Source organism: Skermanella aerolata KACC 11604, from assembly GCF_000936425.1.
Classification (GTDB): Bacteria; Pseudomonadota; Alphaproteobacteria; order Azospirillales; family Azospirillaceae; genus Skermanella; species Skermanella aerolata.
Genome location: NZ_AVFK01000012.1, coordinates 132,913 through 144,947, shown reverse-complemented (window position 1 = coordinate 144,947; position 12,035 = coordinate 132,913). Strand labels below are relative to the sequence as shown.

Genomic DNA, 12,035 nt, shown 5'->3' with positions numbered 1-12,035 from the left:
GAAAAGGCAAGTCAAAGTAGCAGTCTGGCATCGACATCAATCCTTATATGGAAATGGCAATGCCCGAACCTACCGCATACGATCAATTTTTGCTTGAGCTGATTAACAAGGCCCGCGCCAACCCGACCGCTGAGGCTTCCAGGCTCGGTATCACGCTGAACCAGGGTTTGAACTCCGGCCAGATCTCTACGGCCGCCAAGCAGCCGCTCGCTTTCGACGGCGATCTTGTGGACGCGGCTCATAAGCATTCGAAATGGATGCTCGATACCGATACCTTTTCACACACGGGCGCCGGCGGATCCAGCTTCACGACCCGCATGAAGGCCGAAGGCTATGTCTTGTCCGGCAGTTGGACGGCGGGCGAGAACATTTCCTGGGGCGGCAGCACGGGCACGATCAACCAGCTGACGCATACCCAGGCGCGGCACGACTCCCTGTTCAAAAGTCCGGGGCACCGCGTCAATATCCTGAACGACAACTTCAAGGAAATCGGCACCGGCGTCGAGTTCGGCAAGTTCGGCGCCTACAACGCGTCGATGGTGACGGAGGATTTCGCCAGGACCGGCACCGCGTCGTTCATCACCGGCGTCGCTTATGACGACCGCAACGACAACAACTTCTACACGCCCGGCGAGGGACGCGGCGGCATCAAGGTTTCGGCGGTTTCCACCGGAACGGCCACCCCAGTCACCGTGACCGACATTACCGGCGTCGCCGGCGGGTACGACATCGCGGTCGCTCCCGGCACTTATAAGGTAACCTTCTCCGAAGGCGGTCTGGCGGCCCCGATCGTTCGAACCGTCACCGTCGGCAGCAAGAACGTCAAGATCGACCTGATCGACGCACCCTCCGCCACGGCCCAGGTCGCCGGCGTCTCGGCTTCCGCTTCGACTTCGGATGCGCTGGACTTCACGGCACTGGCCGGAAGCGCCGGAAAGCACGGCGCAGGGCATCACGCCGGTGCGCCTCACCCCGGGGCCGCTCACGGTCACGACGGCGCCCACCACACCGCGCCCGTCGATTACGCCCAAGCCATGCTCGCCCTGATCGGCGTTCCCGACGGCCATCACCAGGGCGATTACCTGGCGGCGTAAGCGGGATAGGTTTCTCGAACCTGTTCGGAGGCTATCATGGTCTCTGGTACCGAGACCCCTAATACCAAAGGCATTTAAAATTGCCCGGTGAGTTCCTGTAAAGATGTCGGGCTGTAGAGGCCCGACATCTAACGCTCCAGACCGGTCAATGTTTGATGCCGTCGGTATAATACCAGGGGCCTAAGACATTGACCTGTGAAGACAGTGTTTGTTGGGCCACGGCCCAACCTACAGGCTCCTGCTTCGTAGGTTGGGCCGTGGCCCAACACTTGCCGACCGCCGGTCAGACTCTTCGGCTCCTGGTATAAGGCCACCGCCGAGCTTCGTGACCGCCGGATTGCGTTGATGCAAATAAGCGAAACCCAGGGTGCCATCCAGAAGAAGATCGATGAGGCGAACGACTGGTTGGCACGCCGGGTTGGCTGAAGGATCTGATCGCCTGACCGCTCGGAAACGTTGAATGTCGGGCTGAAGAGGCCCGACCTACAAAACCAAACGCGGGCAAAAGCACGCTGACGTAGGTCAGGCCTCTTCAGCCTGACATCCAGCGCTCCTGACCCGTCAATGTTTAATGCCCCCGGTATCAGGCCAGCGCCGCCGCCGTGACTTCCTCCAGGTCGTCGATCCATTCGCTGCCGAAGCGGACCAGCGGCCGGTCCGTTCCGGCGCGTTCGCTCAGCAGGTATAGTTGAATATGCCGGTCGTCGGCGCCGCGCGCGCCTAGGACCATCGTGAATGTCTCGCCCGCGACGACGTGCTGGAACCGGGACTGAGCCGTCCCGTGGGGCATCGGCGCTATCTGCGGCAGCACGGCGGACGCACTGCGGAAGGCGTAGCCGTGCTCGCCCTTGTGGCTTCCCTGGGGCTTGCCGCACTGCCCCAGCGTCGCCTTCGTCGCCTTGATCAGATCGCCAAGACGGGAGAGGGCAGCCGCGTCGAAGCTTTCGCCGCAGGCGTGCCATAAGCCGCCGTTGCCTTCCAGCAGGGTCGCGATGCCGCCCTCGAACGTGGGGTCGGTGGCATCGACGCCGATGGCGAAGTGCTTGCCCAGCGCCGTGGTGGTGAACATGCCTTCCATCTGCCTGGAACTGAGACGGATATCATGGTCCGCTTGCGTCATATGTTCGTCCTCTGGGTTCGGCCCATCCGGAAGCGGCGCGGCCATCTCCCCGTGGCGGCGCCCCCTTGACCCGCACGCTCCGCGTATCGGGCAGGGGGTGACGATGATGCGCCTAAACCCACCCGGACCGCTAGCTGCAAAGCACCGGGAGCAGGACGTCCGGACTGCGATTCGAGGCCGCGTCCGCCGGGATGCGGCGCCATTGCACGATACTTGATCTTCAGCCCAGATTTAGAGCGATGACTTTGTGTGCAAAACGGCGGCGGTTTTAATACTTCTGTCACTTAAGATTTGATCTAGATCAATAATGCGGCCGTGGTCTTTATTGGCGCAATTTGTTTAACCGACTCTTTATGTTGCAGTGCAATATTCCCGCATGGCGCGGTTGAGCGCAAAGACCTCAAGTCGAAGGGGCAGTTGGTTTTCCGGACCGTGGGGGCGAATCCGCGTCGTCACGACCTGGGAGCATGCTCCGAGACCAAGAAATTGGATTATTAATATGGATACCTTCCAACCGGAAAAGCCCGTCTCAGCCCCAGTCGCTTCGGGACTCGTCGAGAACGTAACCTACGACGAGATCACCATCGGCCAGACGGCGTCGCTGTCACGCGTGCTCGACCATAAGGACATCGAGCTGTTCGCGCGGGTTTCCGGCGACACCAACCCCGCCCATCTCGACGCCGCCTATGCGGCGGAGACGATCTTCAAGGGTGTGATCGGCCACGGCATCTGGTCGGCGTCGATCGTCAGCGCCGTGCTCGGCACCTGCCTGCCCGGACCCGGCGCCATCTATCTCAGCCAGGACCTCAGGTTTCGCCGTCCGGTGCGGCCCGGCGACAGGATCACCGCGACCGTCACCGCCAAGGAAAAGCGCGACGACAAGAAGATCGTCGTCTTCGGCTGCGAAGTCGTCAACCAGACCGGCGAAGTCGTGCTGAGCGGCGACGCCACCGTGATCGCTCCGTCCCATAAAGTGATCCGCCCGCGCATCCACCTGCATGAACTGCGCGTCCTTGACCATGCGGGACACGACGCCCTGCTGGCGAAGTGCCAGGGGCTGGAACCGATCCGCGCCGCCGTCGTGTTCCCGACCGACGAGGTTTCGCTGCGCGGCGCCGTCGAGGCGGCAGACGCCGGCCTGATCGTGCCCCTGCTGGTCGGCCCCGAGACCGTCATCCGCGCCGTCGCCGAGCGCCACGGGCTGGACCTGTCGGCCGCCGTCATCGTCCCGGCCGCCGATCCTGTGACCGCGGCGACGGTGTCGGTCGGCCTGGTGCGCGACGGTCAGGCGGAGGCCCTGATGAAGGGCAACCTGCATTCCGACATCCTGCTGGGCGAAGTCGTTCGCCGCGACTCCGGCCTGCGCACCGGCCGCAAGGTCAGCCACGTCTTCGTCATGCACGTCCCCGGCCGGGTCAGCTCGCTGCTGGTCACCGACGCCGCCGTGCTGATGTACCCGACACTGGACGAAAAGGTGGACATCGCGCAGAACGCGATCGACCTTGCCCATGTGCTGGGCATCGACGTGCCGCGCGTCGCGGTGCTGTCCGCCGTGGAGACCGTAAGCTCCAAGATCCCGAGCACGCTCGACGCCGCGTCGCTGACGGTCATGGCGGCACGCGGCCAGATCCGGGGCGCCGTCGTGGACGGCCCGCTGGCCTTCGACAACGCGGTCGATCCGGAAGCGGCACGCATCAAGGGCATCAAGAGCGAGGTCGCGGGCCGCGCTGACATCTTGCTGGTGCCGAATTTCGAGGCCGGCAACATGGTCGCGAAGGAATTGTCCAAGATCGCCCAGGCCGACGGGGCCGGAGTCGTGATGGGCGCCCGCTGCCCGATCGTGCTGACCAGCCGGTCGGATGACGAACGCACCCGCGTCGCGTCCTGCGCCGTCGCCGTCCTGGTCGCCCATGCCCGCCGGGGCGGCTGAGGCCTTCGGTTGCTCCGATACCGGCGCCGATCGCGGCGCCTCCGACATTTCAAGACCCCCGACACTTCAAGACTAGGAGCCAAGCGATGCCTGACACCACCTCCCCCGCCGCCGGCGCTGCCGTTCGCACCGCGCGCGTTCCCGACCTTGCCGGCAAGCGCGGCCTGGTCGTCGGCATCGCCAACGCCAGCAGCATCGCCTATGGCTGCGCCAAGGCCTATCGCGACCTGGGCGCCGAACTGGCGGTGACCTACCTGAACCCCAAGTCCGAGCGCTTCGTGCGCCCGCTGGCCGAGGAACTGGGCGCATCGATCATCATGCCGTGCGACGTCACGACCGAGAACGAGCTGGAGGCCGTCTATGCCGAGATCGAGCACACCTGGGGCAAGCTGGACTTCATCCTGCACTCCATCGCCTTCGCGCCGATGCAGGACCTGCATGGGCGGGTGATCGACTGCTCGCGCACCGGCTTCATGAACGCGATGGACGTGTCGTGCCATTCCTTCATCCGGATGGCCAAGCTGGCCGAGCCGCTGATGGAGAAGGCCGGCGGCGGCAGCATGCAGACGGTGTCGTATTTCGGCGCCGAGAAGGTCGTCGAGCACTACAACATCATGGGACCGGTCAAGGCGGCGCTGGAAAGCGTCACCCGCTATCTGGCGGCCGACCTGGGTCCCAAGGGCATCCGCGTCAACACGCTGAGCCCCGGCCCGCTGGCGACCCGCGCCGCTTCCGGCATCGACCATTTCGACGACCTGATGGTCAAGGCGACGGAGCGGGCACCGACCCATCACCTGACTACCATCGAGGAAGTCGGCTCCTACTCCGCGTTCCTGGCGACCGATGCCGCCAAGTCGGTGACCGGCCAGCTCGTCTATATCGACGGCGGCTACAACATCATCGGTTGAGCTGAGATCATGACCTCCCAGACCACTTTCCCCGAAGCTCACCTTCCCGATGCCGCCGCGATGTCGGAAGCCCTGAGCCAGATCGTCGAGCACGGTAACCATATCCTGGCCGAAGCGGCCGGCAAGGCCGGCTCCGGCGGAAAGGTCTCATCCGATCCGCTGCACATCGGCGATGTGGCGCTGGCCGCCGCGCGCTCGGTGATGGCCGATCCGTTCCGCATGATGGCTGCTCAGACCGACCTGCTGTTCGATTGCGGCAGGCTGTGGCGCAACACGGCGCGCCGCATGCTGGGAGAGGCGCCCCTGCCGGTCATCGTGCCGGAAAAGGGCGACCGACGCTTCTCCAACGCCGACTGGACGGATGTCTCGGCATTGGACAACGTCAAGCAGCTGTATCTGCTGTGGTCGCGTTTCCTGACCGACAGCATCGGCGACGCTAAGGCGCTCGACCCGCACATGGCGCGCAAGGTCCAGTTCTATACGCGCCAGCTGATCGATACCCTGGCTCCGACCAACAGCCCGCTGACCAACCCCGAGGTGCTGCGCGCCACGGTGGAGAGCGGCGGCCTGAACCTGGTGCGCGGCTTCCAGCACATGCTGGAGGACATGGACCGCGGCCATGGCCGGATGTCGCCGAAGATGACCGACTTCGACGCCTTCCAGGTCGGACGGAACATCGCGACGACCCCCGGCAAGGTCGTCTATCAGAACGACCTGATGCAGCTGGTCCAGTACACGCCGTCCACGGCCGATGTGAACAAGCGTCCGCTGCTGATCGTGCCGCCCTGGATCAACAAGTTCTACATCCTGGACCTGCGCGAGAAGAACAGCTTCATCAAGTGGGCGGTCGATCAGGGCCATACCGTCTTCGTGATCTCCTGGGTCAATCCGGATGGGCGCTTCGCCGCCAAGAGCTTCGAGGACTACATGCTCGAAGGTCCGCTGGATGCCCTGGACCAGATCGAGAAGGCGACCGGGGAGAGGTCGATCAACGCGGTCGGCTATTGCCTGGGCGGCACGCTGCTGGCATCCACGCTGGCCTACCTGAGCCGCAAGGACGGCGGCAAGGGCCGAGACCGCATCGCGTCGGCGACCTTCTTCACGACCATGACGGACTTCACCGATGTCGGCGAGATGTCGGTCTTCATCGACGAGGAGCAGATCTCCAGCATCGAAGCCGGCATGGCGGAGAAGGGCTATCTCGACGGCTCCGCCATGGCGTCGTCGTTCAACATGCTGCGCGCCAACGACCTGATCTGGTCGTTCGTGGTCAGCAGCTACCTGCTGGGCAAGGAGCCGCTGCCGTTCGACCTGCTGTACTGGAACAGCGACAACACCCGCATGCCGGCGGCCATGCACAGCTTCTACCTGCGCAACATGTACCAGAAGAACCTGCTGGCGAAGCCGGACGCCGTGACGCTGGCGGGCGAGCCGATCGACCTGCGCCGGATCGAGACGCCGTGCTTCTTCCTGTCCGCCCGCGAGGACCACATCGCCCCGTGGAAATCGACCTATGCGGCGACGCAGGTGTTCGGCGGGCCGGTCAAGTTCGTGCTGTCGGCGTCGGGCCATATCGCCGGCGTCGTCAACCCGCCGGCCGCCAACAAGTACTGCTACTGGACCGGCGCCGACCTGCCGGCGGCTCCCGACGCTTGGCTGGAGGGTGCGGCCCGCACCGAAGGCTCGTGGTGGCCGGAATGGAACGCTTGGGTCGGCGGCTACGGCGAGGGCAAGGTGCCGGCCCGCCAGCCGGGTGCCGGCGAACTGCCCGTGCTGGAAGACGCGCCGGGCAGCTACGTGGCGGCTCGGATCGAATAGCCGCCTTCCCGCATGGCGGCCTTGCCGGGGGAACTCCTTGGCATCGCCGCCATCCGGGCTAAATGAATGATGTCGCCGCTCCGGCGCCCGTGACACGGCGCCGGAGCGGCTTCGTTTTCAAGGCAGCGTAGCAAGCGAATGTCGGAAGCAATTGTCAGGGATCGTATCGAGCGTGCGTGAAAGAGGTCAGGGAGTTCCGCTATCCGATCTGATGGAGCCCCTGCTGGGAGCATCGGACGGCAACGACGGCGAGGTGCTGGATGCCGTCAACCTCGTGGCCGAGGCCATCGCGGCATTGGGCATCACGGTGACCGACACCCAGGGGCATCCGCTGCCCGGCGTCACCGACACGGTCGCCGTCCTGGCCATGCTCCAGCAGTACCGGCAGCAGCTTGTCCGCCGGGGCCGGATGGAGGACGCCGTCGGCCTGGGCGATCTGGCGAAGCGGATCGCCGGACTGAAGTAGAAGTGCGGAGTCCGATCGGACGGTAATCACTTTTAAAAGAATTCGTCCCAATATGCCGACGCAACAACTGAGGGCGTCGTCGTGGGGTTTTCGTCGATCCGGCATATTCCCGTTTATCTCGAAGCTGACATGGCGGCGCCGATCGCCGCATGCTCGATGAGCAAGGCGCGGATACTGATCAATGACTACGCGGCAAAGCTTGGGGCGATCAACGGCCGGTCCGGCCTGTCCATCGTCTCCGCCGATATTCTCAAGGACCATGTCGGACCGCTTCTTCAACTGATTTCGCCGGCGGCGGCCGGGGCTTCGAAGTCGGCGGACGGCGATGCGCCTGTACTGTCCCATCGGCCCATGAATGACCGCGAGGTGATGGAGCTTCTGGTGGAAGCCGCCAACCTGACGCGTGACGCCGTCGGCGGCTTGAGCGAACGGACCATCGCGGAGCTGCGCGAGATCAGGCAGAGGCTGTCGGATGCCGTTCCCGGCATGACCTTCCCGCGCCCGACCATCGGCCCCGTCGCCAGCAAGCTGAACCAGTTGCTCCAGGTCTTCAGTCAGGCCCAATCCGACAGGAAGCTGGACGACGTGGCGACGATCAGGAAGATTCAAGCCCTGACGTGGTGACCGAAGCCGAAGCCGGGTGAATGGCGCAAAGCGAAGACAGACATGACGAGGACTGGCATGACAAGGACCGGCGTATCCGTGTCCGCGTCCGTGGACAGGTCCAGGGCGTCGGTTTCCGGCCGCGTGTCTTCACGCTCGCATGCCGATTCGGCCTGACCGGCTGGGTGCTGAACGACGCGGAAGGCGTCCTGCTGGAGGTGCAGGGGACCTTGGCCGGGGACTTCCTGGCGGCGCTGACCGCCGAAGTGCCGCCGCTTGCCCGGATCGACGCGATAGTGTCGGAGCACGTGCCCTTGCTGCCCGGCGAGAACGGGTTCGAGATCCGGCACAGCCGGACCGGTGGCGGCATGGCCACGGGCATCGGTCCCGATGCCACGGTCTGTCCGGATTGCCTGGCGGAACTGTTCGACCCCGCCGACCGCCGCTACCGCTATGCCTTCCTCAACTGCACCCATTGCGGCCCGCGTTACACGATCACGCGCCGGCTGCCCTACGACCGGCAACAGACCTCGATGGCCGGGTTTCCGTTGTGCCCGACTTGCGCCGCCGAATACGGCGATCCCGCCGACCGCCGGTTCCATGCCCAGCCCACGGCCTGCCCGGATTGCGGCCCGCGCCTGTCCCATCCGCCCGAAGAGATCCTGGTCCATATTTCCGCCGGGCGGATCGTCGCGATCAAGGGCCTGGGCGGCTTCCATCTGGCGGTCGACGCCGGCAATGGCGATGCGGTCGAGCGGCTGCGGCGGGTCAAGCAGCGGAATGGCAAGCCCTTCGCCTTGATGGTCGCCAACGCGCGGTCGGCTGCGCGGTTCGTCCACCTGGACGCCGATGAGCGCCGCCTGCTGGAGAGTGCGGCCCGGCCCGTCGTTCTGCTGCGCCGCCGGGCCGATACTCCGCCGCTAGCTCCCGCCATAGCGCCCGACCTGGCGTGGCTGGGCGTCATGCTGCCCTACACTCCCCTGCACTACCTGCTGTTCCACGAGGCCGCCGGACGACCGTCCGGTACCGGGTGGCTGGACGAGGCGCTGGACCTGACGCTGGTCATGACCTCGGCCAATCCCGGCGGCGAACCGCTTGCGATCGACAACGACGAGGCGCACCGGCGGCTGGCCGGCATCGCGGATGTGGTGGTCGATCATGATCGCGATATCGTGGTCCGGGCCGATGACTCGGTCGTCCGGATGGTCGCGGGTGCTCCGGCCTTCCTGCGGCGCGGCCGGGGTTTCGTGCCGGTGCCGGTCCGGCTGCCGCGCGCCGTTCCGCCGGTCCTGGCGGTCGGCGGGCACCTGAAATCGACGGTCTGCGTGACGCGCGGGAGCGAGGCGTTCCTGTCGCAGCATATCGGCGACCTGGACAACGCGGCGACCGTTGACTTCCTGGAGGAGACCGTCGGCCACCTGCTCCATGTGCTGGGGGTGGAGCCGGTGGCGGTCGCCCACGACCTGCACCCCGATTTCCACTCCACCCGCTTCGCCGAACGGCTCGGCCTGCCGACGGTCCCGGTCCAGCACCATCATGCCCATGTCGCGGCCGTGCTGGCGGAACATGGGGTGGAAGGACCGGCGCTGGGGCTGGCGCTCGACGGCTTCGGGCTGGGAAGCGATGGAGGTTCCTGGGGCGGGGAAATGCTGCTGGTGGATGGTCCGGTGGCGCAGCGCATCGGTCATCTGGCGCCGCTTGCCCAGCCGGGAGGCGACGCGGCGGCCCGGCAGCCCTGGCGGATGGCGGCGGCGGCGCTGGTCCGTCTGAACAGGGCGGACGAGATCGCGGTGCGCTTCAACCGCTTCGGCCCGGCCGACGGCGTCCGCCGGATGATCGAGCGCGGCATCAACTGCCCCCTGACGACATCGTGCGGACGCTGGTTCGATGCCGCCTGCGGGCTGCTCGGCATACGCCCGACCGCCGGATTCGAGGGGGAGGCCCCGATGGTGCTGGAGTCCTTGGTCCGACATCCGCGCGCCGTTGTGGGAGCGTGGCGCATCGACGGCGGCGTGCTCGACCTGCTACCGCTGCTCGACGCCCTGCCGACGGCATCGGACGCAGCCGAGGGCGCCGACCTGTTCCACGGCACGCTGACCGCCGCCCTGATCGACTGGACGCTGCCGGTCCTGCGGGAACGCGGGCTGCAACGGGTGGCATTGTCCGGGGGTTGCCTGATGAACGGCGTCCTGGCCGAAGGCCTCGCCTCAGGCTTCGCCGCCGCCGGCATCGAGGCGCTGCTGCCCCGGCAGGCTCCGGCGAACGACGGCGGCCTTAGCCTTGGTCAAGCCTGGGTGGCGGCATCGAGCGTCCGGGAAACGCTTCAAAAGTCTGGACGGAACGGTATTGTCTTTCGGGCCGAATGAACGAAGCCTGAGGATCGAGACGCCATGTCCGCTACACCGGCCGCCCCGCGAATCGCCGCGACGCTGATCCTGCTGCGCGACGGTGCGCGCGGGTTGGAAATCCTGATGATCGAACGGCATGCCGGGCTGCGCTTCGCGCCGGGAGCGCTGGTGTTTCCAGGCGGAGCCCTGTGCGACGACGACCTGTGCGACGACGATCACGCCGATGGCGACGACAACGATATGCCGTTGCGTCTGGCGGCGATCCGGGAATGCTTCGAGGAATGCGGCATCCTGCTTGCCCGTCCCAGCGGAGGTACCGGGCCGATCGATGCGGAGGCTGTCGAGCGGTTGACCGGGCGATATCAGAGGCGGCTGCTTGCCGGAGAAATCGGTTTCAACGCGATGCTGGCCGCCGAGGGGCTGGTGCCGGCTTGCGACCTCCTGGTTCCCTATGGACACTGGATAACCCCGGAAATTCGGCCCAGGCGCTTCGACACGCTGTTCTTCCTGGCCCCTGCCCCATCGGGTCAGGCCGCCGAACCCGACGGGTCGGAGGTGGTAAGATGCCTGTGGGACCGTCCCCAGGATATCCTGCTGGCGGCGGATCAGGAGCGGGCGCGCCTGATCTTCGTGACGCGGATGAATCTCGCCCGGCTTTCGCGTAGTGCGTCGGTCGCCGCGGCGCTGGCGGGTGCATCGGCCCAGCGGATCGTCAGGATCACGCCGGAATATGTGGAAACCGGCGGAGGCGCCGAGCTGCACATACCCCAGGGGACCGGCTATGAACCCTGCGTTTCACCGGCCTCGTTGAACGATCTGGCGTAATTATCTTACGCAGCCGTATCACACACCAGAATGCACTTCCACCCAACGGGAAACTCTGCTGCTCCTGGTACGTGGCATATTGCATTCAATACGCCACAGGCAGAAGATGATTTGACATAATAAGAACCGTGGGAGGAATGTGTGAATAGCAATGGGACCCATCGTCACGCCCCGTCCGCCGTCATTGTCTCCGCCGTTTGTTTCGGAGTGCTGGCCGGCTTGGGGCAAGCCGCGATCATGCTGTTCACGGACCTGCCGGGCCTGGAACTGCCGCGGATGGTCTGGACGAGTTTCTGATGCCTATTCGATGCCGTACGGGCGCTCGTGGCCTTCGCCGCTCTGGGAAAGACGGTCGGACGTCCAGAAGATGCTGTCGGTTTCTCCTGCATCGTCGGACCGGGTGAACGGCCAGGCAGTGCCGGTAGTCGTCAGGACATGGGTCACGAGGCCGGCAAAGGCGGTGAGCGTAAGAAGGAAATCGGTGTTCTTCAGCATGGCTTGGGCCTCGTAGATAGGGTTGTGATGCTGTCGTTTGCTGCATAGCAACATAAACCCTTCGGCAGGCGCGATCAAGGTCGCTGAAATACAAAATACCAGATGCCAGCCTTGCATTTCGGGCAAGGCTTGGAGCATTGTGATCGGCAAGTAAAACGCAAGTGCCATGTTGCACTGCGAAGTTCCCGCGCAGCTCGGAGAAAGTCCTTGAGCATAGGTGCGGTCTATCCTTCGAGATCCCCCCGAGCAGAGCGAAATATAAAACCCCGGTTATGGCCGGGGCTTTTTGGTTTCGTTTTCAACTTTTTCTTTCGGATACCTCGCCTGATCCAGTTCCGCATCGTGGAAAAATAAGAAAAGCATTTGCAATGGACTTGGTGTATGGCATTCAATATACCAGACACCAGGGAGAACGGAGCCCGCAGAGG

The 12,035-nt window shown here is 64.9% G+C and carries 11 protein-coding genes; 9 read left to right on the top strand and 2 right to left on the bottom strand.

The genetic code is table 11. The features are described from left to right. Window positions 1–89: 89 nt before the first annotated feature. Entirely contained in the window at window positions 90–1,094 is a 1,005-nt protein-coding gene (locus N826_RS16505) for a CAP domain-containing protein (protein ID WP_169789362.1), read from the top strand. Between the two features lie 583 nt (window positions 1,095–1,677). Here the strand turns inward: N826_RS16505 and N826_RS16500 are convergent. Next, on the bottom strand, window positions 1,678–2,214 hold the full coding sequence (locus N826_RS16500) for a hypothetical protein (RefSeq protein ID WP_147040790.1): 537 nt from the start codon (window positions 2,212–2,214) through the stop codon (window positions 1,678–1,680). 499 nt (window positions 2,215–2,713) lie between these two features. On the opposite strand from N826_RS16500, the gene N826_RS16495 reads away from it, so the two are divergent. The 8 genes from N826_RS16495 (at window position 2,714) to N826_RS43080 (ending at window position 11,409) form a co-directional block, all read left to right on the top strand. Continuing rightward, window positions 2,714–4,144 carry a bifunctional enoyl-CoA hydratase/phosphate acetyltransferase gene (locus N826_RS16495; protein WP_044430593.1) on the top strand — a complete coding sequence of 477 codons (1,431 nt, stop codon included), beginning with the start codon at window positions 2,714–2,716 and terminating at the stop codon, window positions 4,142–4,144. 86 nt (window positions 4,145–4,230) lie between these two features. Next, a complete protein-coding gene (fabI, locus tag N826_RS16490) occupies window positions 4,231–5,052 on the top strand; it encodes an enoyl-ACP reductase FabI (RefSeq protein ID WP_044430592.1) in 822 nt (273 codons plus the stop codon). Window positions 5,053–5,061: 9 nt separating this feature from the next. Continuing rightward, complete coding sequence (locus N826_RS16485) at window positions 5,062–6,870, top strand: PHA/PHB synthase family protein (protein WP_044430591.1); 1,809 nt, start codon at window positions 5,062–5,064, stop codon at window positions 6,868–6,870. 172 nt (window positions 6,871–7,042) lie between these two features. After that, window positions 7,043–7,336 (top strand): hypothetical protein, encoded by a 294-nt coding sequence (locus tag N826_RS16480; protein ID WP_147040787.1) that lies wholly within the window; start codon window positions 7,043–7,045, stop codon window positions 7,334–7,336. Window positions 7,337–7,465: 129 nt separating this feature from the next. Next, window positions 7,466–7,960 (top strand): hypothetical protein, encoded by a 495-nt coding sequence (locus tag N826_RS16475; RefSeq protein WP_044430589.1) that lies wholly within the window; start codon window positions 7,466–7,468, stop codon window positions 7,958–7,960. Between the two features lie 20 nt (window positions 7,961–7,980). Beyond that, a complete protein-coding gene (hypF, locus tag N826_RS16470) occupies window positions 7,981–10,305 on the top strand; it encodes a carbamoyltransferase HypF (RefSeq protein WP_044430588.1) in 2,325 nt (774 codons plus the stop codon). Window positions 10,306–10,329: 24 nt separating this feature from the next. Continuing rightward, a complete protein-coding gene (locus tag N826_RS16465; protein ID WP_044430587.1) occupies window positions 10,330–11,112 on the top strand; it encodes an NUDIX hydrolase in 783 nt (260 codons plus the stop codon). A gap of 141 nt (window positions 11,113–11,253) precedes the next feature. Next, on the top strand, window positions 11,254–11,409 hold the full coding sequence (locus tag N826_RS43080) for a hypothetical protein (RefSeq protein WP_157599344.1): 156 nt from the start codon (window positions 11,254–11,256) through the stop codon (window positions 11,407–11,409). Window positions 11,410–11,412: 3 nt separating this feature from the next. Here the strand turns inward: N826_RS43080 and N826_RS43075 are convergent, their stop codons facing one another. Then, the gene (locus N826_RS43075; protein WP_147040785.1) at window positions 11,413–11,775 is read right to left on the bottom strand and encodes a hypothetical protein; all 363 of its coding nucleotides are present in this window, start codon (window positions 11,773–11,775) and stop codon (window positions 11,413–11,415) included. Window positions 11,776–12,035: the final 260 nt, after the last annotated feature.